Here is a 26,254-nt window from a genome sequence, read left to right on the forward strand (position 1 = left end):
ATGCTTTTCAGCCCTCAAGCGTGCTCGGTAAATACGTCCGCAAACACCTGATTGCGTGGCACCCCGGCAATGAACAAGCGCCGGGCGAAACGTTCCACACTCGCCGGCGACCCGCACACCAGCGCCATGGTCCGACGCGACATCAGCTTCAACCCAGCCACCGCCTCATCCAACTGCGCCGCCAACACCAATTCGACCGTCACCCCATCCAGCGCCTGTAACTCCTGCGCCAAATAGTGCCCTTCAGCGCTGTGTGCAACGTGCAGCACCCGAATATCCCCCTGATGCCCCTGGCGCAGCGCCTCGCGCAAGATGCCCCACAACGGTGCCAACCCGGTCCCCGCCGCCAACAACCACAGCGGCCGCTCCTGCCAGTCCGGGTCGTAATGCAACGCCCCACCTCTCAACTCGCCCAGCCTCAGCTCATCGCCCACCTGTAACTGCCTGGCCCGATCGCAAAAGGCGCCCGAACGCCTGCAATCAAGGTGAAATTCCAGAAAAGCTTCCTCGCCCGGCAGGCTGGCCAACGAGTAGGGCCGCGCAACATCGCCGCACCACAGCACCTGGTGCTGGCCGGCCTGGTAGCGCAAAGGGCGCTCGGCCAGCAGCCGCAGGCGCAACACATCGCCAAACCAGGCCAGTTCGCTGACCGTGGCAGCAACACCGTCGCGTCGAGGGTCGAACAGTTCCAGCACCAGGTCACTGTTGACCGAGCACTGGCAGGCCAGGCGCCAGCCTTGTTCACGCTTGTCCAACGCCAGAGCCTCGGGCTTCGCATCCCCGGGAATACCGTCCAGGCAGCGCACCAGGCAGGCATGGCAACTGCCGGCGCGGCAGCTGTAGGGCACGGCGTAACCGGCGCCGTTGAGCGCATCCAGAAGATTACTGCCGAAAGGCACCGCCCATTGGCGCGCCCCCACATTCAGTTGGGCCATGTCATTGATCTCCGAATACTCGCCTGATGATCAAGCAATGGGGCCGCTTGGCGGCCCTTCGCGGGTAAACCCGCTCCCACAAGGTCGGTGCATTCCCTGTGGGAGCGGCGGTTCGCCGCTGCGATTTACCCGCGAAGGGCTGCGCAGCAGCCCCAGTCGATGTCACCCGTTAAACCATTGAATAGCATCACACTGCCCACGTCATCAGCAAAAACGATGCCCGCCCCGCAGCCGACCAAGGTCCAGACCACCCGCAGGTGTTTCCCACGGCGGGGCGCGGTATACTGCCGCGCCTTTTTGCCCCGGCCCGACCAGCCGGAGCCTTGCCAGGCACTGCCGACATACCGGTGTGCGTTGTCGGTGTGCCTATTTGAATGTTCCCGTCTTTAAGAGGAGCGCGCTGCATGACCGTGATCAAGCAAGACGACCTGATTCAGAGCGTTGCCGACGCCCTGCAATTCATCTCGTACTACCACCCCGTCGACTTCATCCAGGCGATGCACGAGGCCTACCTGCGTGAAGAGTCGCCCGCCGCGCGTGACTCGATCGCCCAGATCCTGATCAACTCGCGCATGTGCGCCACCGGCCACCGCCCGATCTGCCAGGACACCGGTATCGTCACCGTGTTCGTGCGCGTGGGCATGGACGTACGCTGGGACGGCGCCACCCTGAGCGTCGACGACATGATCAACGAAGGTGTGCGCCGCGCCTACAACCTGCCCGAGAACGTCCTGCGCGCCTCGATCCTGGCCGACCCGGCCGGTGCCCGCAAAAACACCAAGGACAACACCCCGGCCGTCATCCACTACTCCATCGTCCCCGGCGACAAGGTCGAGGTCGATGTCGCAGCCAAGGGCGGCGGCTCGGAAAACAAGTCGAAGATGGCCATGCTCAACCCGTCCGACTCGATCGTCGACTGGGTACTCAAGACCGTCCCGACCATGGGCGCTGGCTGGTGCCCGCCAGGCATGCTGGGCATCGGCATCGGCGGTACCGCCGAGAAAGCCGCGGTAATGGCCAAGGAAGTGTTGATGGAGTCCATCGACATTCATGAGCTCAAGGCCCGCGGCCCGCAGAACCGCATCGAAGAGATCCGCCTGGAGCTGTTCGACAAGGTCAACCAGCTGGGCATCGGCGCCCAGGGCCTGGGCGGCCTGACCACCGTGCTCGACGTCAAGATCATGGACTACCCGACCCACGCCGCTTCCCTGCCGGTGTGCATGATCCCCAACTGCGCCGCCACCCGTCACGCCCACTTCGTGCTCGACGGTTCCGGCCCTGCCGAACTGGAAGCACCGTCGCTGGACGCCTACCCGGAAATCGTCTGGGAAGCCGGCCCGAGCGCCCGTCGCGTCAACCTCGACGAGATCACCCCGGAAGAAGTCGCCAGCTGGCAGCCAGGCGAGACCATCCTGCTCAACGGCAAGATGCTCACTGGCCGCGACGCCGCGCACAAGCGCATGGTCGAGATGCTCAACCGCGGCGAAGAGCTGCCGGTCGACCTCAAAGGCCGCTTCATCTATTACGTCGGCCCGGTCGACCCGGTCGGTGACGAAGTGGTAGGCCCAGCCGGCCCGACCACCGCCACTCGCATGGACAAGTTCACCCGCCAGATCCTCGAACAAACTGGCCTGCTGGGCATGATCGGCAAGTCCGAACGTGGCCCGACCGCCATCGAAGCGATCAAGGACAACAAGGCCGTGTACCTGATGGCCGTCGGCGGCGCCGCCTACCTGGTGGCCCAGGCCATCCGCAAGTCGAAGGTCCTGGCCTTCGCCGAGCTGGGCATGGAAGCGATCTACGAGTTCGAAGTGAAGGACATGCCAGTCACCGTTGCGGTGGACAGCAAGGGTGAGTCGGTGCACATCACCGGCCCTGCGCTGTGGCAGAGCAAGATTGCCGAAAGCCTGGCGGTGGAAGTTAAGTAATCATCGCCCATGCGATATGAAACGCCCGGCCATTGCCGGGCGTTTTTATTCAATTTCATTATTTGGTTTCTGATTGCCGACCTTTATCGACGCCTGTGACAGGGGCACTGCCGATATCGCCAACTGATATTTTTGCCAAGTTTCAACTGCTCGCAGCCTGAATACGGAGTCTTACCTGAACGCCGACAGGTGGAAGTCATCAGACTCCCTTGCAGACAGCGTCCGCCTCTAGACACCGACAGCCATCGCATTGGATCGGCCTTCAAGATTTAAGTACCGCTTATCCCTGATCACTTCCCACTTAAATGAGCCCTCATCTCCCACAGAGGAAAGGCTCATGACCCACTCACAATCCGCCAATCAATGGCTTAGTCGTTTCCGCGTCGATATCACCTCCAACTCCAATCGCGTCTACGCCAACGGCCGCCAGCAGGTGGAAGTCACCGTCACCCTCGAACCGCGCGATGGCCAGACCATTTCGGAACAAAGCCTGGCCTCGCTCGAACTGCTGCAGATCGACGACGAAGGACAGTTCCACATCCTGGATGCCGAACTGCAAGCCCATCACGAGCGCGACCCGCGCTTTACCTACCACGCAGCCTCCGGCGTTGTACCCAGCCCCTTGATGGAGTCCTCGCCCCGTACCCTCCGTCGCCGCTTCTACGTGACCTCGACACTGCCCGGCGGCACCCTGAGCACCCTGTATGCCGGGATCTGGAAGGACGAGCAGAGCCATTACGAAACCAACGTCGCCCCGTTCAAGTCGTCGGTGGTCATCGAGTCCATCTCGCCCCAGCGCCTCCCCGAGTCGGCCTTCGAGCTGAAGATGGAAGACACCATCGCTTACAAGGAGTCCGTCGGGCGCACCTGGGATGACGAAGTCGAGCACCAGGTCGGTTACTTCGGCCTCAGGGACCCCAACACCTTCATCGTGGAAAGTCGCTCCCAGGCAACACCCGGTGGGCGCGCCTTCTATGAACGCCACAACTGGGACCATGCGCTGTTTTCCTTGCAACTGACCAACGACTACAGCCAGCACGCCGAAGTGAGCGTCCATGGTGTGGATCAGGCCTTCGCACTGGATGCAGGTACGCGGGGCCGCCTGACCCATCGCCCCCACCAGATGACGCTGCACCGCTACCACCGACGCTTCTATGCACGCCACTACAACGCGCTCAGCGAAGAGCAGAGCCTGTGGAAAGTCATCGACCGTAACGGCAACGAACATCGCATCGAATTCCTCAGCAAGGAAAACGGCAACGCCATCGCGTTCCAGATCATCCAGGACAACGCCTGATCCACAGGCTCAGCGCCCCGAAAAGGGGAGCCTGGCGTTTCTGCTTCAACCGAGGAAAGCTGCATGTCCACACTGCACACCCAAGCCGGCAACTTCCTGGACTTCCTGAAGACCGGTGTAGACCAACGCACCGGCCAGTTCACCCTGGCCATCGCCCTGCCCCTGCCACCGGCCAACCAACTCTGCGGCCCCACCCTGCCCCTGACACTCAGCTTCAACCTGCTGAACTCCGCGCTCGATCGCGGTTATGGCCAAGGCTGGGCCCTGGGCCTGTCGGAAATCGATCTGGACCAGAAAGCAGCAAGGCTGCGCCTGAGTTCGGGCGAGCAGTTCGCCGTCGACCTGAGTGCCTCCCAGTTCACCGTCAATGGCCGACTGGCGTTGCGCGATCAGAAGCTGGCCACCTTCCTGGTGACCTGGCAGGCCGACGGCAGCCTGCGCGTCGACCACAAGTCCGGGGAATGCGAGATTCTCAGGCGCCAGGACAGCGACAGCGGCCGCTACCTGTTGGCCGAGCTGCGCTCCCCGGAAGGTCGCCGACTGTTCTTCGACTGGCTGCCGTTCGCCGAGGGCGATTACAGGCTCCAGCAGATCCGCGACGAGCAACGCACCCTGCTGAGCCTGGAGGATCGCCAGGGCGAGCTGCACTTCATCCTGAACCCACACAGCGAGCAGTCCGCTACCTTGCGCGCGCTGCTCAGCAATGACTGGCTGACCGAGGTCCATCTACCTGGTGTCGACGAACCGTTGAGCATCGACTATGAGCCCATCGACCTTGCCGGCGCGACGACCCTGTTGCTGCCCAGCTACATCCGCAGCCCGCTGGGTGCCGAGGACTTCGTGCACTGGGCCAGCGACAGCGATGGCCATCACCTGCCTCCGGGGGCACCCTTCCCCTACCTGCCTCGGGTGACGGCCTGGACCCATGCCACAGGCCGCAATGGCAACGAACTCAACCGTAGCTATACCTGGCTCGGCGAACACAACTTTCTGGGCTTCGGCAGCGACCAGGCCTTCGTGTGGCACACCGGCCGAGACAACCTGTACCAAGTCGAAGGCGACTATCGCTACGAAGTCATCGAAACCCTGAGCGACGGCGACGGCCGGGCCCTTGGCAGCCATCACTTCACCTGGGACCGTCATCACCTGCTGGTCAGCGAAGTGACGCGCCAAGGCCTGTGTGAAACACGCAGGACCACCACCCATGGCGTGGACCCGAGCCTCACCTGGGAACAGCAGCCGGCCTGGTGCCAGTTGCCCCTGCAGGTCTGTATGACCTACATCGACCATGCCCGCGATGGCGCCAGCCGCACCGAGACCACTACCTACCTATACGATGATGCAGGCAACATCCTGCACGTGCGCTACCCCAGCGGTGTCGAGGAACACAACAGCTACTACCCGGCGACAGGCGCCGACGGTTGCCCAGCCGATGCCCTGGGCAGGGTGCGCTGGCTCAGGCACAAGACCGTGATGCCGGCTCCGGCTGACGGCCAGGCCCCCACACTAGGCACCCTGTATACGTACCAGGCTCTGCCATCGCTGCTCGAGGGCGAACCTGCCCACACCGTGGTGGCACGCGAACAGGGCTGGGATGAGAGCGAGCAACGCCTGCTGGAATCCACCAGCCAGGCCTACTGCACCGCACCAGGTCCCGGCTACGGGCGGCTGGCCGGCAGCGCCACGACCCTGAACGGCAAGACCACCACGACCGAGTACCGCTACCGCACCGAACACGACGAGCTGGTCACGCAGACCACGCTCATCGGCTTCGAAAACGACGCCGAGAACCGCTCGACCCGCAGCGATGCCCGCTCGCTGCTGAGCGGCCTGACCACCTGGGAGCGTGACGAAGCAGGGGCACTCACGACCTACGCCCATGACGCGCTCGGCCGGATCGTGCGCACCATCACGGCCGCCAACAGCCCCTACCAGGCCGAGCGCCAGGCCAGCTACCACCTGGGCGACGCCGTCGCCAGGCAAGCCGGCAGCGGCGAGGCGCTCAACCCCGTGATGATCGAACAGGTCGAGATCACCGGTCGCCGCCAACGGCAGTGGCTCGATGGCGATGGACGAACGGTCAGGGTGGAGTTGGAAGATATCCAACAGGCACCCGGCACCTTCAGGACCGTCGCTCACACGCAGTTTGACGCGATGGGCCGTCCGGTCAGCGAGACGACCGTCGACTGGCTCGGCGAAGGCATTGCACCACTACGCCTGACCACCACCACCGCCTACGACGACTGGGGTCAGGCCGCACTCAGCATCAGCCCAGAAGGCATCGAGCGCCATGTTCGCCATGACCCGGTTCGCCAGCGTACCGAGCACTGGCAGGTTGCCGCAGGGCGCAACGGCCCGCGCCAGGTCATCGAGCTGAATGCGGCCGGCAGCCCTGCCCGACAACAGCATTTCGACAGCGACGGCCGGCTGGTGCGCACCTTGAAGCTCACACGCGACGGCCTGGACCGGGTCATCGAGGAGCGCCTCACCGCCCCAGGCGCTACCGACATCGTCAACCGCAAGCGCTACGACCACTACTCCCGGCTGGTCGAGCACCAACTGCCCGACGGTACCCGCCTGGCCTGGACCTTCGCCGCCCACAGCGATGACCAGCACGTGGAATCCATTGCCATCACTCCCGCACCAGCGCAGGCCCCCGCATGACCACCGACACCCTGATTCTCGGTCGCCAGACCTTCGACGGCCTCGGCCGCCAGCGCTCGGTGCAAGTCGCCGGGCGCAGCACCCACTACCACTACCGCGCCGGGCAGCTACCGCCCAGCGCCAACACCTTGGCCGATGGCAAGCGCGTGGCCTTCACCTACGAGCCACAACTGGGTAATGCATTGCTTGGCAGCCACGCCGAGGGCGCCACACAGCAACGACTCGACTACCACCCCACGCTCGGCCTGCCGTGCACCGCCAGTGGCGAGCTGGGCAGCCAGCATTGGAGCTTTGACGCAGCGGGCCTGCCACTGCGTGACGCATGGCAGGTCGATGGCGAGGAGCACAGCACCCAATGGCGCTACTCGCTCAATGGCCTGCTGCTGGGTTTCACCGACAGCGGCGCAGTGGAGCACCAGCGTCAGCACGATGGGTTCGGCCGGCTCAGTGTGCTCAAAGTCGGCGAAGTGACGACCACTTTTGCCTACGACGCCTTCTCCCGCCTCGACACCCTGACCACCCAGGACCCCGTCGCTGACCGTCGGCTCACGCGAAAAACCACTTACGACAGCCTGGGCCGCGAACATCGCAACACCTTCACCGTGGTCCAGGACGGCAACCCCCGGACCTTCACCCAGACCCTCGCCTACTCGGGCCTGGACCAACTCATCTCACGCACCTGGCACGACGGCGAGCAGCAGGGCGAAGAGACCTTCGCCTATGACCTGCGCGGACGCCTGGTGCTCTACCGGGCCGACCTGCACGCCGCGCCGCAAGCCCCCTTCGGTAACCGGGTCGTAGAACAGCGCTTCAGCTTCAACGCCCTGAACGGCCATACCCAGATCATCAGTGCCTTTGCCGATGGCAGCCGTGACGAGGCTCGGTTCAGCTACGCCGCACACGACCCCACCCAGGTAGTCTCGATCACCCATACCCATCCATCCTGGCCCGAACGGATCGACCTCACCTACGATGCGTGCGGCCGGCTGATCGCCGACAGCCTGGGCCGTCAGTTGGCCTGGGACGCGCATGAGCGGCTGGCACGGGTGCAGCTCGATGGCCAAACCTGCGAATACCGCTACGACGCCAGCGGCCACCTGTGCGACCGGGTGCTCGATGGCCAGCTCGATCGCAGCTTCTTCAGCGCCGATCAACTGACCCACGCGCAACAGTCTGGTCAACGCCACGGCCTGGTGGGTGATGGTGCCTCGCTGTTCGCGATCAACCACCCAGGCGCCGCTACCACCCTGCTGGGCTGCGACGGCCAGGGCAGCGTACGCCTGGAAGTGGACGACGATGTTCGCCAACGCCGCTACACCGCTCACGGCTGCGGGCCAGACGGTTCGGCCGTGTCCCGGTTCGGCTTTACCGGGGAGCGCCAGGAGCCGCTGACCAACTGGCTGATACCCGGTGGCTATCGCCCCTACGATCCGCTGTTGATGATTTTCCTCGCTCCCGACAGCGAAAGCCCGTTCGGCCGTGGTGGCATCAATGCCTACGCCTACTGCGGCGGCGACCCGGTCAACCGCATCGACCCGGATGGCCACAGCTGGATGAGCTGGACCTTGGCCGGCATCGGCCTGGCCATGGGCGCCGCGGCCTCCCTGGCCAGCCTGGGCAGCGCCGCCCCGGCCGTCGCCGCCGTCCTCGCCGGAGGCCTGGGCGCCCTCAGCGCCAACAGTGCCCTGGCAATCGGCACCGCCGCCCTCAGTGCCGTTTCCCTCGGCACCGGCGCCGCTGGTGCCGCCCTGCAAGCCAGCGATGCCGACAGCAAGGCCGCCAGCGTGCTTGGCTGGATCTCCCTGGGCGCCGGCATTGCCAGCGCGGTGACGGGCATGGCGCCTGCTGCGGCCAAATGGGCCGCCGGGCTCGCGAACAGTTCAGGTCGCGCGGCCAGCAAACTTGCTCAATTCAAGCCCTACAGAATAGGGCCGGGTGACGGCCAGCGCCCCGCCACGGTGCTGTTCGGCAGGGCCAAGGACAGCAGCGATGTGGCCTTCATCCCGAACTTGTATGCAGAGAACACCGCGGCATTCGTGACTCACGGCCACCCGCTGGGCATGCTGATGAATGCCCAGGGCCAAGCCGACGATGCCGTGAACATCGCCAGGAACCTGATCGCACCACGCCTGGCCGAGATGGGCTACCCGGCCGAGCAGAAGATCGTGCTACTGGCGTGCTGGGGCGGCAAGAGCGGTGCGGCGCAGAAGATCGCCAATGAGCTGCGTCGGCCCGTGGAAGCCTACAACCAGAAGATTTTCCTGCGAGGGGCCGCCGCCCTGCAGATGCCTCGAACGTACGAACCGCTCTGGAACAAGGGCTTCAACAACATTCCTGTCTACAAGCCCTCTTTGGCAAGCAGGGCCTGGAGCCGGTTGCACGGCCATTTCCCGGCTTTTGCCGACAAACCCTACTCGGTTGCCAGCAGCAAGCTCTATCACCCTGGCTGAGCGACGCAAGCAGACAACTGTTCCGGCCAGTCCCGCCGGGTGAGGACCTGCCCTTCCTGCCTCACCCGACGGAGCTGAACAAGGTCAAGATCGCACGACAACCATTGGCTGCCAGGCGGATCAAGCTCGGTGCTCAGTGCGATCACGCCATCCGCCGGCATGCCATGGTCCGGCGGCACGAACAACCCGGCGCGGCCGACATTCACGTCCAGCGCCGGCGACCAGCTCGCCTGCCCCACGGTCGGGCTCTGCAATACGGCGATCTGGCTCTCCAGCGCCCGGGCCTGAGCACCGATGCGTACGCGGTGATAACCGGCCTCGGTGTCGGTGCAACTGGGCGCCAGGATCAGGTCGGCACCGGCCTCGGCCAGGTGCCTGGCGAGCAGGGGAAATTCGTTGTCGTAGCAGATCAGGATGCCCAACCGCCCCAACGCCGTGTCGAACACCCGCAGCCCTCGCCCGGGGGCGATGTCCCACTGCTCGCGCTCGAAGCGCGTCATCATCAGCTTGTCCTGGTGGCCTAGCCGCCCCTCGGGGCCAAACAAAAAGGCGCGGTTGCGGTAGCGGCCATCGATACCCAGTACTGGTGCGCTGCCGGGCTGCAAATAGATGCCCCGACGCCGGGCGATGCCTTCGCACAACGCCAGCCAAGGCTCGATCAGCGGCTGAACCCCAGCGATCGAGCCCTTCAGGTCACTGCGCTGGGCGGCAGGCAACTGGCCGCTGAGCACCAGCCCTGCGTACTCAGGCAACAGCAGCAGTTGCGCGCCCTGCCCGGCGGCCTCGGCGCACAGCCGTTCAAGGTGCGCCGCATAAGCCTCCCAGGTTTCGAACAGCTCGATGGCGTACTGGCAGGCGGCGAGGCGAATCATGCCGGCAACGCCTTGAGCCAGAACGACATGATCTTGCTCGTTTGCTCCTGCTCGTCGAGGTCGCGCCAACTGTAAGTCGTGCGCAGCGAGGGCTCATGCAGAAAGCCACGGTTGCGCCAGAAGCCATGCAAGGGTTTGTAGTCCGAAGGCCTGCGCGGATGCCCGGCCGGGCGCTCCACCGCGCAGAAGGCGCAGCAGTCGAACTCGGCCAGTTTGTGCGCATAGGATTCGCGCTCGATGAAAAAGCGCACGCCCAGGCCCTGGCCACGGTAGGCCGGCAGCAGCACCGACTCACCGAAGTAGTAGACCGAGGCCGGGTCACGGCCCTGGGCCAGGAACGGCTGCTGGAACTCGGGCGTCTCGTCCACCAGCGGCAGGCCGGTTGAAGCGCCGACCACCTGGCCGCCGTCCAGCGCCAGCACTGCCAGGCTGCGCCCGGACTGGGCATAGGTGGCCAGGTAGTCGGCTTCGTAGGCTTCAGTGCCTTGGTAAAGGTAGGGAAACTCGCGGAACACCGTCAGGCGCAGGCGAGCGAGGTCATCGATGTAAGGCGCGATGGCGGCGCCATGGAGCAGGCGAATTTCCATGGGGGGCGGTCGTTTTGTCGATGTGGATGACGCGCTCGGCTAAGCCGGGCCTGAGGGGAAACCCTATCATCGGGCCCAAGCCATTCCCTTTCCCCTGCGCGACAGGTATTTCTCCATGACCGCTACCGAACTCGTCACCGCCTACTACAACGCCTTCAACGCCGGCGACATGCCCGCCTTCCTCGCCCTGCTCAGCGAAGACGTGATCCATGACATCAATCAGGGCGAGCGGCAGATGGGCAAGGCCAGGTTTGCCGCGTTCATGGACAAGATGAACCGCTGCTACCGCGAGCGGCTGGCCGATCTGGTGGTGATGCAGAACGCCGAAGGCAACCGCGCGGCGGCGGAGTTCACCGTGCATGGCGAGTACCTGGCCGACGATGAAGGGTTGCCGCCGGCCAATGGGCAAAAGTATGTGCTGGCGGCGGGGGCGTTCTTCTACATTCACTGCGGCAAGATTGCCAGGGTGAGCAACTACTACAACCTCAATGACTGGGTCGAGCAGGTGGGTTGAAAGATCAGCGGAGCCTGGCAAGCATGTCGCGTACCCTGTGGGAGCGGGTTTACCCGCGAAGCAAGCGACGCGGTAAATGGCACCGGCTTCGCCGGTGTTCGCGGCTAAAGCCGCTCCCACAGGCCCCTGCTAAATCAACCACTCATCTGCAGTTCTGTGGCAGAAGGTCAGGCGATCCTCGTCCCCAGCACCTTGAGAAACGCCGCCAGCCAAGCCGGATGAGCAGGCCACGCCGGCGCGGTCACCAGGTTGCCATCCACATGCGCCTGGTCCACCGCGATGTCGATGAACTTGCCACCCGCCAGCCGCACTTCCGGCGCACACGCCGGGTAGGCGCTGCACTCGCGACCTTCCAGCACCCCGGCCGCCGCCAGCAACTGCGCACCATGGCACACCGCTGCAATCGGCTTGCCCGCCTGGTCGAACGCCCGCACCAGCTCCAGCACTTTGTCATTCAGGCGCAGGTACTCCGGTGCCCGCCCGCCAGGGATCAGCAGCGCGTCATAGCTTTCGGCCCGCACCTGGACGAAGTCGTAGTTCAGGGCAAAGTTGTGCCCGGGCTTCTCGCTGTAGGTCTGCTCGCCCTCGAAGTCGTGGATCGCCGTACGCACGGTCTGCCCCGCGATCTTCTCCGGGCATACCGCATGGACGGTATGGCCCACCATGGCCAGGGCCTGGAACGGCACCATCACCTCGTAGTCTTCGACGTAGTCACCGACCAGCATGAGAATCTTCTTCGCCGTCATCGCATCCACTCCTTCCGTTGCATGGGAACAATCCCAGCACGATAGTCCGCTTTGCCGGCCAGCGATATAAGCCGCTAGTCGCGTCGATTGAGCAGGTTGGCTACCAACCGATCCAGCCAGCCCCACAGCCGCTGCTGCACCCGCCGCCACAACGGGCGGGCATGCCAGCGGGCCAGGTCGACTTCCTGGCTCTGGGCGAAATCGCGCTCGAAGCTGGCGGCCACGGCGGCGGTCAGCGGCGGGTCGAGTGCTTCGACGTTGGCTTCGAGGTTGAAGCGCAGGTTCCAGTGGTCGAAGTTGCACGAACCGACACTGACCCAGTCGTCCACCAGCACCATCTTCAGGTGCAGGAAGCACGGCTGGTATTCGAAGATCCGCACCCCGGCGCGCAGCAACCGGGGGTAATAACGGTGGCCGGCGTAGCGCACCGCCGGGTGGTCGGTGCGCGGGCCGGTGAGCAGCAGGCGCACATCGACGCCCTTCTGCGCGGCGCGGCGCAACGAGCGGCGCACGCTGAAGGTGGGCAAAAAGTACGGGGTGGCCAGCCAGATGCGCTGCTGGCCGCTGTTCAATGCGCGCACCAGCGCATGCAGGATGTCCTTGTGCTGGCGGGCATCGGCATAGGCCACCCGGCCCATGCCCTGCCCCTGCGCCGGCACCTGCGGCAAGCGCGGCAGGCCAAAGCCTTCGGGTGGACGCCAGGCGGTACGCCGCTGGTTGGCGGTCCATTGACGGTCGAACAGCAGTTGCCAGTCGCCGACCAACGGCCCCTGGATACCCACCATCACTTCGTGCCATTCGCTGGTGGGTTCGTCGGGCTGCCAGAAATCGTCAGTCACGCCAGTGCCGCCGACCACCGCCCAGCGCTCGTCCACCAGCAGCAGCTTGCGATGATCGCGGTACAGGTTGCGCAAGCCCCGGCGCCAGCGCAGGCGGTTGTACCAGCGCAGGTAGACGCCGGCGGCCAGCAACCTTTGGCGCAGGGCCGTCGGGAAGGCCAGCGAGCCGTAGTCGTCGAACAGGCAGCGTACCCGCACGCCACGTCGGGCGGCCTGCTCGAGGGCATCCACCACCGCCTCGGCGCAGGCGCCGCCTTCCACCAGGTACAGCTCCAGGTCAACCTGGAACTCGGCACGCACGATGGCCAGCAGCATGCGCGGAAAGAATTCGGGGCCGTCGATCAACAGTTCGAACTGGTTGCCATCCCGCCAGGGGAAGACCGGCCCCGGCATGTCAGCGGGCGTTGAAGATCAGCACCGCACTCACCGGCACCGATGGGTTGATCGACTTGAGCCCGGCAAGCTTGCGCAGCTTGTCCAGCCCCGGCAGCAGGCCGAAGTGATCGGCACGCAGCACCAGCGGCTCCAGGGTCACCACCTGGAAGCGCCGTTCGTCCAGGCGCGTGGCCAGCAACAGAGTGTCGTAGTTGTGGGTCTGGCCATGCAGGGTGACGCTCACCGGCAGGCGCAGCTCCAGCTGGGCACCGTTGGCCAGGTCGTTGATCGGGCGCAGGTCGATCTGCGCCTGCACCTTGCCGTCGGCGAAGCGTTCTACTTCGAACAGTTCGTCACGCAGGCGCTCGTCGCGCAGCGGGATGCCGCTGCTGACCGAGTCCATCTCGATGCTCACCTCGGCCGCGCCCTTGCGATCGACCGTGCCATGCAGCACCAGGAAACGGTTCACTTCAGCGATATTGCCATTCTTGCCAGTGACGAAGGACAGCCGCGACGACTCGCCATCCAGGTGCCAGTTGGCATGGGCGGGCAAGCCAGCGGCCAGGAACAGGGGCAGCAGCAGCGAGGGCAGAACACGGGACGGCTTGAACATGTGAAATCCTGTTACACAAGGCCGTCAACCTTAACCGCCCGGTTTCACGGCAGCAAGCGGCAGCCCGCGCGCGCGCCCTGCCAGGCCGCCTCGTGTCGCCGGCCCAAACCCTCGGCGCTGACCCGGCGGCCAGCGCTGTCTTCCTCAAGCAGGCCCAGCGGCAGATATTGCTGCACATAGCCACGGCAATAGGCCTGGTCGAAACCCATGACAAAGCGACACGAGCAATACTCCTTGGCCGAATAGGCCGAGAGGATGCCGGGGAAGTCCGCCAGCGCCTGGCGTTCATGCCAGGCCCAGGCCAGCAGGGCCACTACCAGTAGCAGGGCAATCCGCTTCATGCACCCTCCCCGGCCAGTGCGGCCAGCACGCGCTTGAGCAGTTCGTTGTGGCTGTAACTACCGTCGCGGTCATCGGCGTAGCGCACGATCACCAGCTTCTGCGCCGGCAGCACATACAAGGCCTGCCCCCAGTGGCCGAGCGCCGCGAAGCTATCCGCCGGTGCGTCGGGCCAGGGCAAGGGTTGGCCGGCTAGCGGCTGGTTGAGCCACCAGTGGCCGCCCGGGTTGGCCTCACCGGGTATCGCTTCGGCCTGCGCGAACAGGGTGCGGTTGAACGCCACCCAATCGGCGGGCAACAACTGCCGCTCGCCCCAACGTCCGCCGCGCTGCATCAGCAGGCCGATGCGTGCCAGGTCGCGAGCGCTCAGGTACAGGTAAGAGGAACCGACCAGGGTGCCGGCGTCATCGCGCTCCCAGACCGCACTGTCGATGCCCAGCGGGGTGAACAGCGCCTGCCAGGCATAGTCATCGTACTGGCCGGCGTCGAGCATGCCACGCAAGGTGGCGGCCAGCAGATTGCTGTCACCGCTGGAATAGACAAAGCGCTGGCCGGGCGCGCTGGCGGCGGGCATGGCCGCGGTGTAGGCCGCCATGTCGGCGCGGCCACGGGTGTACAGCATAGCCACCACCGATGACTTGAGCGGTGCGTATTCATAGTCTTCCTGCCAGGCCAGGCCGCTGGCCCAGTGCAGCAGGTCGCGCTGCCGCAGTTCGGGATGTTGCTGCAAAGGCGGGTAATAGCGGGCGGCAGGCTCATCGAGCTTGAAGCGGCCTTCGCCGAAGGCTACGCCCATCACCGTCGCCAGCACGCTCTTGCTCACCGACCAGGACAGGTGCGGGGTATCGGCGCGGGTCGGGGCGCTGTAGCGCTCATGGATGATTCGGCCATCGCGGATGATCAGCAGCGCGTCGGTGCGGATGCCGCTGCGGTCGGTGGTGCGTGGCGGGAAGGCGTAGGTGTCGACGGCTTGCCAGTCGATGGCGGTTTTGTCGACCGGCCAATCCAAGGTGGGCCAGTCCTCGGCCCAGACAGGGCCAATAACCATGGCCAAGGCCAGCAGTATTGCCTTCATTGTGATTGCCTTCGGCTGCTTTGCGACCTATCGCGGGGCAAGTCGCATCGGCGCACCGCCGCTCCCACGATATGGACTGGCCCCACAGGTTGGATTGGTGTCCAACTTCTTGGGGGCAGTCCAACCCTGCGTGGGAGCGGGCTTGCCCCGCGATGGCCTTGCAAATGAAACAAGCCTCTCAGGCTTTCATGACAATCCTGCGGCGCTCCAGGCCTTGCCCAGACGCTTTTCTCGGGCAGCGCTGGCCAGCGCCAACACCCCCTGGTCGCGCTGCCACAACTGCGCCCAGTGGCCCGGCCCGTTGCCAAAGGCCTTGTCGATCTCGGCGCGCAGGCTCTCGAACTGCGCGAACAACCCACCCAGCAACAGGTGACAGGCCACACTGTCGGCACACTGCCGACTGCCTTCGGCACAGCCGGCGAGCAAGCCGATCAAACGCAGACGCAACGGCTGCGGCCACGCGCATTCCTGGGCCACGCCATGCAGCCAGGCCACCAGCGCGGCGAGCACATAGAGGTCTTCGAGGGAGCGGAAGGGTTTGACGTAGGCATCCCAGCCGTCGCCGGCCAGCAGCTCGCAGGCCGCCTCGTCCAGGCGCACACGGCCATGCCCCACCTCAGGCATCAGCGGCAAGGTCGGCAAGGCCTCCACGGTCACCCCCGGCTCACCGGGGTAGACCACCGCCAACTGCAACCGTACCGCCTCGCCGGGCAGTTCGCTGCGCGCCGCCACCAGCAGCCATTCAGCATCCAGCCCTGCGGTGACGAAGTCCTTGCTGCCGGTCAAGCGCAGGCCCTCCAGGCGGGTATGCATGTCGGCCGGGCGCACGCTGCGCCGCTCGGTGGCGCACAAGGCGCCGAGGCTGGCCGGGGCGCTGGGCCAAAGCACACGCAAGGCGGCCTGGTAGCCCACCAGGAACGCCAGCCCCGGCGTGGCCATGGCCCGCCCGCCGAGCACCGCCAGCTCGAACGGGCTGACGCCCCCGAGGCGTTCGAGCAATGCCGCGTAGGTTTCACCAAGGGTGGCCGCCAGCGGGTGCCGCAGCGGGTCGTTGAGTCGTTGCAACCAGGCCATCGGACGCTCCTTGAAGAGGGCTTGTGGGGGTGTCACGCAAGCATCACCAAAGGTTCACAGGGGTGACACCACCCCTACCTAGGCTGACTTTGCACAACAAAGCCGACCGGCCGCAACCCTTTGGCTGGCTTATGGAGACTCGCAATGACTCGGATCGCTCGCTCTGGCGACAACAGCCCTGAACGCCGTCTGCAAGCCGAACGCCTGGTTGGCGAGGCGGCCCTGCAGGAAGCACAGGCCCTGCGCTACAAGGTGTTCAGCGCCGAATTCAAGGCCAAGCTCAAGGGCGCCGAACAGGGCCTGGACATGGACGACTACGACATCCACTGCCGCCACATCGGCGTACGTGACCTGGCCACCGGGCAGCTGGTGGCCACCACCCGCCTGCTCGACCACCAGGCCGCCAGCAGCCTGGGGCGCTTCTACAGCGAAGAAGAGTTCCGCCTGCATGGCCTGCTGCAACTGCAAGGCCCGATCCTTGAACTGGGCCGCACCTGCGTCGATGCCGACTACCGCAACGGCGGCACCATCGCCGTACTCTGGGGCGAGCTGGCAGAGGTGCTCAACGAAGGCCGTTACAGCTACCTGATGGGCTGCGCCAGCATCCCCATGCAGGATGGCGGCGTGCAGGCCCACGCGATCATGCAGCGCCTGCGCGACCGCTACCTGTGCACCGAACACCTGCGCGCCGAACCGAAGAACCCGCTGCCCAGCCTGGATATCCCCGGCAACGTCATCACCGAGATGCCGCCGCTGCTCAAGGCCTACATGCGCCTGGGCGCGAAGATCTGCGGGGAACCGTGCTGGGACGAGGATTTCCAGGTCGCCGACGTGTTCATCCTGCTCAAGCGCGACGACCTCTGCCCGCGCTATGCCCGCCACTTCAAGGCGGCAGTCTGATGCCGCGCCTGCGGGCCTGCGCCCGCCTGCTGCGGTTGTTCATGGTCCTGGCGCTGGGCTTAGGCCTGGCCAGCCTGATCGCCGTTGGCGAACGCCTGGGGTTCAAGGCTTCCCTCGCACGCCGCCAGCGCTGGACGCGCATGTTCATGCAGCGCCTGGTCGGCGCCCTGCCCTTCGAGGTGCGGGTGGTCGGTACCCTGCCGCAACGGCCAATGCTTTGGGTCAGCAACCATGTGTCCTGGACCGATATCCCACTGCTGGGCATGCTCACCCCGCTGTCGTTCCTGTCCAAGGCCGAAGTGCGCCACTGGCCAGTAGCCGGCTGGTTGGCCGAGAAAGCCGGCACCCTGTTCATCCGCCGTGGCGGTGGCGACGGCCAGCGCCTGCGCGAACAGATCAGCGGCCAGCTGGAGCAGCAGCAACCGCTGCTGATCTTCCCCGAAGGCACCACCACCGATGGCCGCAGCCTGCGTACCTTCCATGGCCGCCTGCTGGCCGGTGCCATCGACCACGGCACCCCCTTGCAGCCGGTGGCTATCCAGTACTTGCGCGCTGGCATGCCGGACCCGATCGCCCCCTTCATTGGCGAGGACGACCTGGTGTCACACCTGATGCGTCTGTTCGGCCAGGACCGTGGCGAAGTGGTGATCCACTTGCTGGCGCCGGTCACCAGCGCCGACAAGGAACGCGCCGCGCTGGCCTTCCAGGCCCAGCAGGCGATTCAACGGGCACTGTTCGGCGCCGAGCCAGTAGAAGCGGCGCCGCGACGCCAGGCGCGTGCGGCCTGAGGTTCAGGCGCGCACGTAGCGCTGGCGCAACAGGTCGCTGAAGGCATCCACCAGCAGCACCAGCACCAGCATGGCGATGATCACCGTGCTGGCCTGGGCCTCCTGGAACAGGCTCAGGGTGGTGTAGAGCATCTGCCCCAGGCCGCCTGCGCCGACGAAGCCCAGCACGCTGGCCATGCGGATGTTGTTCTCCCAGCGGTACAGGCTGTACGCCAGCAACTGCGGCCACAGGTTGGGCAAGGTACCGAAGCAGAACGCCGCCACCTGGCTGCCGCCCTGCAGGCGGATCGCCGCCGCCGGTTCAGGCGGCGCGTTCTCCAGCGCCTCGGCGAACAGCCGGCCGAGCACCCCGGCAGTGTGCAGCGCCAACGCCAGGGTCCCGGCATTGGGCCCCAGCCCTGCGGCCAGCACGGTCAGCGCTGCCCAGACCAGTTCAGGAATTGCCCGCAGCGCATTGAGCAGCAACCGCGTCGCCCCCTGCAACGGCCAACCGAACCGGCCAGCGGCCGGCAGTGCCAGCAGCATGCCGAGGGCCATCGCCAGCAAGGTGCCCAGCCCGGACATGGCCAGGGTTTCCAAAGCGCCCCAGCCCACCGCGCGCAGATGCCCGGCGGACAGGTCCGGGGCCAGGAAGCGCCCGGCGTACTCGCCCATCTGCGCCAGCCCGCCATTGCCGACCACGGCCTGCATGTCCAGCTCAAGGTAGGCGAACGAGGCCAGCACCGCGGCAACGATCGCCAGCAGCACCAGCAGGTTGATCGCCCGGTTCATGCCAACCTCCCGCGCAGCAGGCGGCTGAGGATATCGGCGAGGGTCACCAGCGCCAGGAACGCCAGCAGCATGCTCGCCACCTCGGCGCCGGCGAACATGCGCATCGACAAGTCGATCTGCTGCCCCAGGCCGCCGGCGCCGACGAAGCCCATCACCACCGAGGCACGCACCGCGCACTCCCAGCGGTACACGGTGTACGACACCACTTCGGCCGCCGCGTTGGGCAGGATGCCGTAGCAGAATGCCGCCAGCCGCCCGCTGCCGGCTTGCATCAAGGCGTGGGCCGGGCGCTGGTCGACCGACTCGAAGATTTCCGCATAGACCTTGCCCAGCATGCCGCTGTAGGTGATGGCGATGGCCAGCACCCCGGCGGTCGGCCCCAGGCCCACGGCGCGCACGAACAACAGCGCCCAGACGATCTCCGGCACGCTGCGCAGGAACACCAAAAGCCCCCGCACCGGCAGCCGCAGGGTGCGCGACCAGCCGCCTGCCCTGCCGCCCCGCGACGCCGCACGCAGCGACAGCGCACGGCTCGCCAGCAAGCTGGCAGGCAGCGCCAGCAGCAGCGCCAGGGTCATGCCGGCGGTCGCCACGGCCAGGGTCTGCAACGTGGCCTGCCACAGCAGGCCGAGGAAATCGCGGTCATGGGCCGGCGGCCAGAAGCCCGCGACGAAGCTGGCCATCTGCTGACGGTTTTCTGCCTGCAGCAACACACCGGGGTTCAACTCGCTCAGCTGCAACCCTGGCCACAGCAAAGCCAGGCACAGCAGCGTCACCAGCAGACGCGGCAGCGCCGCCGGATCGCGGGCGTCAGTGTTCAGCATCGCGGGATCTGCACGGTCAGGGTCGGGCCTGGGGCAACAGGTGACCCAAGCTGTTCGTTGGCATAGAGCGCATCGAGCAGGCCCTGGGTCACCGCCGTGGCCGGGCAGTCGAAGGCCACCTGGCCCTCGCGGATACCGACCACCCGCGGGAAGTGCGCCAACGCCAGTTCAACGGCATGCAGGCTGGCCACCAGCGTCACGCCCTGGGCCACGGCGTGGCGGTTGAGCAGTGCCAGGCTGTGATCAGCCAGCACCGGGTCCATCGCCGACACCGGCTCGTCTGCCAGCAGTACCTGCGGCTGCTGATACAGCGCCCGGGCGATACCGACCCGCTGCAGCTGGCCACCGGACAACTGCCCGCACTGCACGAACAATTTGTCCGCCAGGCCCAGCTCGGCCAGCACCTGGCGCACGCCAGGCACATCGCTGGGGTGCAGCAGGTTGAGCAGGCCACGCAAGGTGCTCCACTGCCCCAGGCGCCCGGCCAGTACCGCCGTCACCACCCGCTGGCGCGGCGGCAGCGGTGGCGCCTGGTGCACCAGCGCCACCCGCGCACGCAGGTGTTGGCGGGCGCCTGCCGACAGGGCCCAGGGTTGCGTGCCCAGCAGTTCCAGGCGCCCGGCGCTGGGTTGCACCGCCGTGGCCATCAAGTGCAGCAGGCTGGATTTGCCCGCCCCGGACGGGCCGATGATCGCTACCCGCTCGCCCGTTTCGATACGCAGGTCGACTGCGTGCAGGGCCTGGACCTGGCCATGGCGCAGGCCGGCCCCTTGCAGACGGATACTCACTTGAGCAGGCCGGCCTCGCGCGCGGCTTGCTCGGTGCCCTGGTAGTTCTCGGGCTTGGTCTCGATGAAGCGGCTGGCGGCCTGCAGGTCGAGGATCGCCTTCTGCTCAGGCTTGGCCGGGTCGAGGGCGAGGAAGGCCTGCTTGATCTTTTCCTTGAGCGCCGGGTCCATGTTGCCGCGCACGGTCCAGTTGTAGTCGTAGTAGGTCGGGGTGGTGGCGAACACTTTCACCTTGCTGGTATCGACCTTGCCGGCATCGACCAGCTTCTGCCACACGCTCGCGTTGAGCACGCCGCCATCGACCTTGCCGGCCGCCACCCAGGCCACGGTGGCGTCGTGGGCACCGGAGTAGGCAACGCGGCTGAAGTAGTCCTCGGGCTTGATGTTGTCTTCTTTCAACATGAAGTAGCGCGGCATCAGGCTGCCCGAGGTAGACGAGATCGAGCCGAAGGCAAAGGTCTTGCCCTTGAGGTCTTTGAGGCTCTTCACCTCGGGGTTGGCGGTGATGAACTTGCTGGTGAACTGGGCGTCTTGCTCACGCTGCACCAGCGGGGTGGCGGTCGGGTCCTTGAGGTGCACCTGGACGAAGGTGAAGCCACCCAGCCAGGCCAGGTCCAGGCGGTTGCTGGCCAGCGACTCGACCACCGCCGGGTAGTCGGCGACCGGGACGAACTTGACCTCCATCCCCAACTGCTTCTCGAGGTATTCGCCCAGTGGCTTGAACTTGCGCAGCAGTTCGGTCGGCGCTTCATCGGGGATGGCGCTGACCCGCAGTACCTCGGCGGCCTGGGCAACGACGGCGCAGCAGGACAGCACGAGGCCGGCAGCGAGTGCCAGAGGGCGTTTGAGCATGGGGGTTCTCCGAATTTGAAAGCAGCATTGAAAGCAGCTTCAAGCTGTGAGCTTCAAGCGACAAGAAGAAAGCAAGACAGCATGCGGACAGCTTCGACTTGCTGCTTGAGGCTACAAACTTGCAGCTGTGTTGGGGAATTATAAGAGCCGCTGGCGCAAAGGCCAGCTTTGCTACAATCGCGCCACTATTTGTGCAGAGGTGCGTATGAGCGAGCCGATTCGTCTGACCCAGTACAGCCACGGCGCCGGTTGTGGCTGCAAGATCTCCCCCAAGGTGCTGGACGTGATCCTCGCCGAGAGCGGCACCCAGGCGCTTGACCCGAAGCTGTGGGTCGGCAACGCCTCGCGCGACGACGCCGCGGTGTACGCCCTGGACGACGAGCGCGGCGTGGTCTCGACCACCGACTTCTTCATGCCCATCGTCGACGACCCCTACGACTTCGGCCGCATCGCCGCCACCAACGCCATCAGCGACATCTACGCCATGGGCGGCGACCCGCTGATGGCCATCGCCATCCTCGGCTGGCCGGTCAACGTGCTGCCGCCGGAAGTGGCCCGCGAAGTGATCCGTGGCGGCCGCGCCGTGTGCGCCGAAGCCGGCATCCCGCTGGCCGGCGGCCACTCCATCGACGCCCCCGAGCCTATCTTCGGCCTGGCCGTCACCGGCGTGGTGAGCAAGCGCCACCTCAAGCGCAACGACACCGCCAGCGTTGGCTGCCGCCTGTACCTGACCAAGCCGCTGGGCATCGGCATCCTCACCACCGCCGAGAAGAAAGCCAAGCTGCGCGACCAGGACCGTGGCCTGGCCCGCGACTGGATGTGCACCCTCAACACCCCGGGCAGCCGCTTCGGCAAGCTCGACGGCGTCAAAGCCATGACCGACGTCACCGGCTTCGGCCTGCTCGGCCACCTGGTCGAAGTCGCCGAAGGCAGCAAGCTCACCGCACGCCTGCAGTTCGCTGCCGTGCCGCGCCTGCCCAGCGTCGACCACTACTTGGCCGAAGGCTGCATCCCCGGCGGCACGCTGCGCAATTACGAAAGCTATGGGCACAAGATCGGCGCCCTCAGCGACGATCAGAAGCACCTGCTGTGCGACCCGCAAACCAGCGGTGGCCTGCTGGTAGCGGTCAGCCCTGAAGGCGAAGCCGAGTTCCTGGCCGTGGCCGCCGAGCTGAACCTCGCACTGGCACCGATCGGTGAACTGGTGGAGCGACAGAGCCACGCAGTCGAGGTGATCTGATGCGCCCCGACTGCACCCACCTGAAACAACTGTTCCTCGACGACGTGCCGATGATGGACATGCGCGCCCCGGTCGAATTCAACAAAGGCGCCTTCCCCGGCGTGGTCAACCTGCCGCTGATGACCGACCAGGAGCGGCAGAAGGTCGGCACCTGCTACAAGCAGCAGGGCCAGGCCGCCGCTATCACCCTTGGCCACCAGTTGGTCAACGGCGCGGTGAAAGCGCAACGCCTGGAAGCCTGGGCGGCGTTCGCCCAAGCCCACCCCGACGGCTACCTGTATTGCTTCCGTGGCGGCCTGCGCTCGCAGATCGTCCAGGGCTGGCTCAAGGAAGCCGGCATCCACTATCCCAAGGTGGTCGGTGGCTACAAAGCCATGCGCACCCTGCTGCTGGAAACCACCCAGCAGGCGGTCGAGCAGTGCGACTTCGTGCTGCTGGGCGGCCTCACCGGCACCGGCAAGACCGACGTGCTGCACCAACTGGACAACGTGCTGGACCTCGAAGGCCATGCCAACCACCGTGGCTCCAGCTTCGGCAAACGCGCCACCGCGCAACCGGCGCAGATCGACTTCGAGAACGCATTGGCCATCGATGTGTTGAAAAAGCGCGACCGGGGCATCGGCCAGTTCGTGCTGGAAGACGAGGGCCGCATCGTGGGCAGCTGCACGGTGCCATTGGAACTCTACCAAGGCATGCAGCACTACCCGCTGGTGTGGCTGGAGGACAGTTTCGACAGCCGCGTGGCGCGTATCCTGCGCGATTACGTGACCAACCTGTGCGCCGAGTTCGTTGCGGTGCACGGTGAAGAAGAAGGCCGCAGGCTGTATGCCGAGCGCCTGCGCCAGAGCATGGCCAATATCCACAAGCGCCTGGGCGGCGAGCGTTTTCAGCGGTTGTCCGCGCTGCTCGGCCAGGCCCTCGACGAGCAGTTGCACAGCGGTGATGTGAGCCTGCACCGGGGCTGGATCGAAGGGTTGCTAAAGGAATACTACGACCCGATGTACGCCTACCAGCGCGACGCCAAGGCCGGGCGGATCGAGTTTGCCGGGGATGCGCGGGAAGTGCGCGAGTACCTCAAGGCCAGGGCCCGGCGCGGGCAGCATTAAGGACGCTTCGCCGGCAAGCCGGCTCCCACATGTACTGCCGCTCCTACACCGACTGCGTGATCTCAAGAATTGCGCGGTACCTGTGGGAGCGGGCTTGCCCCGCGAAGTAAACGCCGCGGTGGATGAAGGCCGTCACTGCCCTGGGCTGAGCACCCGTTCCAGCTCCGCCGCGCGGTCCTTGCTCATGTCCATCACGCACATCGCCCCTTCGATACGGTAGAGGCTGCCGCTGCTCAAGCTACCGTGAAACGCGCAGTTGCCATCACGGTATTTGATCCAGCTGCGCTGCACCTCGCGCAGGTCCTTCTGCTGCTGGCCCTCGAGCTTGGCCATCAATTGCTTGTAGACACGGTTCAGGCGCTCATCCTGCAATTTGGTCTCGGCCTGGATGCAGGCGCCCATGGCCAGGGTGCTGGAAGCCTTGTCCATGCACTGGGTGTAGCTGGCCGAGTAATCTTCGGCCTGGGCCGCAGTGATGGCCAGCAGGGTGCTGCCGGCAAGCAGATAACGCTTGAGCATGGGTAATCCTTTCAAAGGTGATCGGCGCAAATCCTAGCACTCGGCCAACGCCGGGGCCGTACACAAAGTCTGAAGTTGCCTGCGCAGCCAACGGTGCCCGGCATCCCCCTCGCGGCGCGAATGCCAGGCCTGGCAGAACGTGAATGGCGCGATCGCCAGCGGTGGCGGGAACTGGCGCAAGGCGGGGTCCAGGCGGGCGCCCTCCAGGCTGCGGCGGGCCACCGTGAGCACCAGGTCGGTGCCGGCAAGCAGCCCCTGGGCGGCCCCCCAGTGCGGCAGGCTGAGGGCGATGCGGCGGCGCGCACCGAGCGCGCCAAGGGCCAGGTCGATTTCGTTGTCGATCCCCGGGCGTACCGCCACCAGCACATGGGGGCGGGCCAGCCACTGGGCAAAGTCCAGCCCGCCGCGCGGCGGTAGCGTGCCACGGTCGGCCAGGCAGACGAACGACTCCTCGAACAGCACTTGCTCGCAAACCTCGGCAGGCAACTCGGGAAACACACCCAGCGCCAGGTCGGTCTCGCCATCGATCAGCTGCCCGAGCATCGCCTCGCGGCTGCCCTGGGACACCACCAGGTCGATGCCCGGCGCCTGCTCGCGCAACAGCCGCATCAACGCCGGCAGCACCACCCGCGCGCCGTAGTCCGACATCGCCAGGCGGAAGGTACGGCGCGCTCGGCCCGGCTCGAAGCCGGGGCTGCCGAGCAGGCCATCGAGCTGTTGCAGCGCCTGCTGCAAAGGCTCGCGCAGGGCTTCGGCACGGGCGCTCAGTTGCAACCCGCCGCCCCGGCGGACCAGCAACGGGTCGGCGAAAATCTCGCGTAGCTGGGCCAGCGCGTGGCTGACCGCTGGTTGGCTGCGATGCAGGCGCAGAGCCGCCCGCGAGACATGCCGCTCGCTGAGCAGGGCATGCAGGGTGAGCATCAGGTTGAGGTCGATGCGGCGCAAATCATCCATGTGGCGAATACAGCCTCTACAGAATTCGAATTTCCATCATTCAAGTGCATATCACAAACTGATACCAGTGTTTCGCACAGGAGTAGACACCATGCCCAACAGCCTTTTTGCCGCCCTGCCCTTGCTGATCGCCTTGCTCGCCGGCGCCGCCGTGCCCTTCCAGGCAGGCAGCAACGCCGCCCTTGGGCGCTTGCTGGGGCATCCGTTGTGGGCGGCGGGGGTGTCGTTGCTGGTCAGCCTGCTGATGCTGGTACCCGCCCTGCTGCTGATGCGTGCGCCGCTGCCGCCGCTGCCGCCGCTGCACAACCTCGCCCAGGCCCCGTGGTGGGCGTGGTTCGGCGGGGTTGCCGGGGTGCTCTACATCACCGCGGCGCTGGTACTGACACCACGCCTTGGCGCTGCCGGGTTCATCGTCTGCGTGGTGGCCGGGCAAGTGCTGTCGTCGCTGTTGATCGACCAGTTCGGCCTGATGGGGTTGCCGGAACGGCCAGTCAACCTGCTGCGCCTGGCCGGGGTGGGGATGATCGTGGTGGGGATGCTGGTGGTGCAGTGGGGGACAGTGCGTTGAATCGCGGGACAGGTCGTATCGGCGCACCGCCGCTCACACGGGCCTTGCACAAGCTTCGTGGGAGCGGGCTTGCCCCGCGAGAGGTTCAAAAGGCCTGCGGTAGCTCGGGCGGCATAATCACCTTGTGCGGTTCGAATTGCAGCTCAGGCATCTGCGTGGCGTAGCAGAACGTTGCCCCAAGCGCCGCCATCAATGCCACATCCAGCCAGCGCCAGCCCGGCACATCCGCTGCGGATTTCGCCTTCCAGCACCACCACGCCTGCCCCAGGGTAAATACCAGGATGGCCATCAACCACAGGTAGAACCCCGCGCCAAAACCGCTGAGGTCGTGGAAGGCATAGCTCTGGTTATCCGGCAGCCGTTCGACCGCGAAGCTGCTGGCCGCCAGGTACAGCGCCAGCAGGCCGCACGCCAGCGCCAGCCGCCGGAACCGGCGATGGGCAAGCACCGCCAAGGCCAACAAGGGGTTGGCAAACCACTGGTACAGCCCGAAGGGGATGCCCCACGGCCCATACAGCAGCATCTGCAATGCCGGCAAATGCCGCCCGGCACCGGTCAAGGCACCGTCGAACGCCAGGCTCAGCAGGTACAGGGCCAAGCTTGTGGTCAGGTAGAAGGCGGGCAAGTAAGGCACCTG

At 65.9% G+C, this 26,254-nt stretch carries 26 protein-coding genes; 10 read left to right on the plus strand and 16 right to left on the minus strand.

What is annotated here, in order from left to right; all coding sequences use genetic code 11:
- Positions 1-14: 14 nt before the first annotated feature.
- Positions 15-935: an iron-sulfur-binding ferredoxin reductase gene (locus LOY51_RS22240; RefSeq protein WP_258643080.1), complete on the minus strand. Its 921-nt coding sequence runs from the start codon at positions 933-935 to the stop codon at positions 15-17.
- Positions 936-1,339: 404 nt separating this feature from the next.
- Between LOY51_RS22240 and LOY51_RS22245 the strand changes: the two genes are divergently transcribed.
- The 4 genes from LOY51_RS22245 (at position 1,340) to LOY51_RS27000 (ending at position 9,274) form a co-directional block, all read left to right on the plus strand.
- Entirely contained in the window at positions 1,340-2,863 is a 1,524-nt protein-coding gene (locus LOY51_RS22245; protein ID WP_023629003.1) for a fumarate hydratase, read from the plus strand.
- A gap of 337 nt (positions 2,864-3,200) precedes the next feature.
- The gene (locus tag LOY51_RS22250) at positions 3,201-4,160 is read left to right on the plus strand and encodes a hypothetical protein (protein WP_258643082.1); all 960 of its coding nucleotides are present in this window, start codon (positions 3,201-3,203) and stop codon (positions 4,158-4,160) included.
- 63 nt (positions 4,161-4,223) lie between these two features.
- Positions 4,224-6,824 (plus strand): RHS repeat domain-containing protein, encoded by a 2,601-nt coding sequence (locus tag LOY51_RS22255; protein ID WP_258643084.1) that lies wholly within the window; start codon positions 4,224-4,226, stop codon positions 6,822-6,824.
- Positions 6,821-9,274: an RHS repeat domain-containing protein gene (locus LOY51_RS27000; protein WP_309475584.1), complete on the plus strand. Its 2,454-nt coding sequence runs from the start codon at positions 6,821-6,823 to the stop codon at positions 9,272-9,274. The genes LOY51_RS22255 and LOY51_RS27000 overlap by 4 nt, the downstream gene beginning before the upstream one ends.
- On the opposite strand, the gene LOY51_RS22270 is transcribed toward LOY51_RS27000, so the two are convergent.
- Both LOY51_RS22270 and LOY51_RS22275 read right to left on the minus strand, forming a co-directional pair.
- Positions 9,262-10,146, minus strand: coding sequence for a carbon-nitrogen hydrolase family protein (locus LOY51_RS22270; protein WP_258643085.1), 885 nt, complete (start codon positions 10,144-10,146; stop codon positions 9,262-9,264). The two genes, LOY51_RS27000 and LOY51_RS22270, sit on opposite strands and share 13 nt — an antisense overlap.
- Positions 10,143-10,733: a GNAT family N-acetyltransferase gene (locus tag LOY51_RS22275; RefSeq protein WP_125465433.1), complete on the minus strand. Its 591-nt coding sequence runs from the start codon at positions 10,731-10,733 to the stop codon at positions 10,143-10,145. The genes LOY51_RS22270 and LOY51_RS22275 overlap by 4 nt, the downstream gene beginning before the upstream one ends.
- A 115-nt stretch (positions 10,734-10,848) precedes the next feature.
- Here LOY51_RS22275 and LOY51_RS22280 point away from each other — a divergent pair, with 115 nt between their 5' ends.
- Entirely contained in the window at positions 10,849-11,247 is a 399-nt protein-coding gene (locus LOY51_RS22280; RefSeq protein ID WP_125465434.1) for a nuclear transport factor 2 family protein, read from the plus strand.
- Positions 11,248-11,414: 167 nt separating this feature from the next.
- On the opposite strand, the gene LOY51_RS22285 is transcribed toward LOY51_RS22280, so the two are convergent.
- The 6 genes from LOY51_RS22285 to LOY51_RS22310 form a co-directional block, all read right to left on the minus strand.
- Positions 11,415-11,993: a DJ-1/PfpI family protein gene (locus tag LOY51_RS22285; RefSeq protein ID WP_125465435.1), complete on the minus strand. Its 579-nt coding sequence runs from the start codon at positions 11,991-11,993 to the stop codon at positions 11,415-11,417.
- A 74-nt stretch (positions 11,994-12,067) separates the two neighbouring features.
- A complete protein-coding gene (locus tag LOY51_RS22290; RefSeq protein WP_125465436.1) occupies positions 12,068-13,225 on the minus strand; it encodes a phospholipase D-like domain-containing protein in 1,158 nt (385 codons plus the stop codon).
- 1 nt (position 13,226) lies between these two features.
- Positions 13,227-13,820: a YceI family protein gene (locus LOY51_RS22295; RefSeq protein WP_125465437.1), complete on the minus strand. Its 594-nt coding sequence runs from the start codon at positions 13,818-13,820 to the stop codon at positions 13,227-13,229.
- A gap of 44 nt (positions 13,821-13,864) precedes the next feature.
- Complete coding sequence (locus tag LOY51_RS22300; protein WP_125860195.1) at positions 13,865-14,161, minus strand: amidase; 297 nt, start codon at positions 14,159-14,161, stop codon at positions 13,865-13,867.
- Complete coding sequence (locus LOY51_RS22305; protein WP_125860197.1) at positions 14,158-15,234, minus strand: serine hydrolase domain-containing protein; 1,077 nt, start codon at positions 15,232-15,234, stop codon at positions 14,158-14,160. Before LOY51_RS22305 ends, LOY51_RS22300 begins: the two co-directional genes overlap by 4 nt.
- A gap of 186 nt (positions 15,235-15,420) precedes the next feature.
- Entirely contained in the window at positions 15,421-16,308 is an 888-nt protein-coding gene (locus tag LOY51_RS22310) for an acyl-CoA dehydrogenase middle domain-containing protein (RefSeq protein ID WP_258643088.1), read from the minus strand.
- A 144-nt stretch (positions 16,309-16,452) separates the two neighbouring features.
- Here LOY51_RS22310 and olsB point away from each other — a divergent pair, with 144 nt between their 5' ends.
- Both olsB and LOY51_RS22320 read left to right on the plus strand, forming a co-directional pair.
- Positions 16,453-17,208 carry an L-ornithine N(alpha)-acyltransferase gene (gene olsB / locus LOY51_RS22315; protein ID WP_110994904.1) on the plus strand — a complete coding sequence of 252 codons (756 nt, stop codon included), beginning with the start codon at positions 16,453-16,455 and terminating at the stop codon, positions 17,206-17,208.
- Complete coding sequence (locus LOY51_RS22320) at positions 17,208-17,996, plus strand: lysophospholipid acyltransferase family protein (protein WP_258643091.1); 789 nt, start codon at positions 17,208-17,210, stop codon at positions 17,994-17,996. The genes olsB and LOY51_RS22320 overlap by 1 nt, the downstream gene beginning before the upstream one ends.
- Before the next feature lie 3 nt (positions 17,997-17,999).
- Here the strand turns inward: LOY51_RS22320 and phnE are convergent, their stop codons facing one another.
- The 4 genes from phnE to LOY51_RS22340 are packed head-to-tail and all read right to left on the minus strand — an operon-like array spanning position 18,000 to position 21,230.
- A complete protein-coding gene (phnE, locus tag LOY51_RS22325) occupies positions 18,000-18,767 on the minus strand; it encodes a phosphonate ABC transporter, permease protein PhnE (protein WP_125860205.1) in 768 nt (255 codons plus the stop codon).
- Positions 18,764-19,591 carry a PhnE/PtxC family ABC transporter permease gene (locus LOY51_RS22330; RefSeq protein ID WP_125465445.1) on the minus strand — a complete coding sequence of 276 codons (828 nt, stop codon included), beginning with the start codon at positions 19,589-19,591 and terminating at the stop codon, positions 18,764-18,766. Before LOY51_RS22330 ends, phnE begins: the two co-directional genes overlap by 4 nt.
- Positions 19,585-20,379: a phosphonate ABC transporter ATP-binding protein gene (locus LOY51_RS22335; protein WP_258643093.1), complete on the minus strand. Its 795-nt coding sequence runs from the start codon at positions 20,377-20,379 to the stop codon at positions 19,585-19,587. The genes LOY51_RS22330 and LOY51_RS22335 overlap by 7 nt, the downstream gene beginning before the upstream one ends.
- Entirely contained in the window at positions 20,376-21,230 is an 855-nt protein-coding gene (locus tag LOY51_RS22340) for a putative selenate ABC transporter substrate-binding protein (RefSeq protein ID WP_258643095.1), read from the minus strand. Before LOY51_RS22340 ends, LOY51_RS22335 begins: the two co-directional genes overlap by 4 nt.
- A 205-nt stretch (positions 21,231-21,435) precedes the next feature.
- Here LOY51_RS22340 and selD point away from each other — a divergent pair, with 205 nt between their 5' ends.
- Positions 21,436-22,470, plus strand: a complete 1,035-nt coding sequence (selD, locus tag LOY51_RS22345) for a selenide, water dikinase SelD (RefSeq protein WP_258643097.1) — start codon at positions 21,436-21,438, stop codon at positions 22,468-22,470.
- Positions 22,470-23,576 (plus strand): tRNA 2-selenouridine(34) synthase MnmH, encoded by a 1,107-nt coding sequence (mnmH, locus tag LOY51_RS22350; protein ID WP_258643099.1) that lies wholly within the window; start codon positions 22,470-22,472, stop codon positions 23,574-23,576. The genes selD and mnmH overlap by 1 nt, the downstream gene beginning before the upstream one ends.
- A gap of 132 nt (positions 23,577-23,708) precedes the next feature.
- Here the strand turns inward: mnmH and LOY51_RS22355 are convergent, their stop codons facing one another.
- Entirely contained in the window at positions 23,709-24,095 is a 387-nt protein-coding gene (locus tag LOY51_RS22355; RefSeq protein WP_258643101.1) for a lysozyme inhibitor LprI family protein, read from the minus strand.
- 33 nt (positions 24,096-24,128) lie between these two features.
- Positions 24,129-25,049, minus strand: a complete 921-nt coding sequence (locus tag LOY51_RS22360) for a LysR family transcriptional regulator (protein ID WP_125860217.1) — start codon at positions 25,047-25,049, stop codon at positions 24,129-24,131.
- Positions 25,050-25,140: 91 nt separating this feature from the next.
- Here LOY51_RS22360 and LOY51_RS22365 point away from each other — a divergent pair, with 91 nt between their 5' ends.
- Positions 25,141-25,617 carry a DMT family transporter gene (locus tag LOY51_RS22365; RefSeq protein ID WP_258643104.1) on the plus strand — a complete coding sequence of 159 codons (477 nt, stop codon included), beginning with the start codon at positions 25,141-25,143 and terminating at the stop codon, positions 25,615-25,617.
- Between the two features lie 85 nt (positions 25,618-25,702).
- Here the strand turns inward: LOY51_RS22365 and LOY51_RS22370 are convergent, their stop codons facing one another.
- Positions 25,703-26,242: a hypothetical protein gene (locus LOY51_RS22370; RefSeq protein WP_125860221.1), complete on the minus strand. Its 540-nt coding sequence runs from the start codon at positions 26,240-26,242 to the stop codon at positions 25,703-25,705.
- Positions 26,243-26,254: the final 12 nt, after the last annotated feature.

Origin of the sequence: Pseudomonas sichuanensis (assembly GCF_024749065.1) — a bacterium.
Classification (GTDB): Bacteria; Pseudomonadota; Gammaproteobacteria; order Pseudomonadales; family Pseudomonadaceae; genus Aquipseudomonas; species Aquipseudomonas sichuanensis.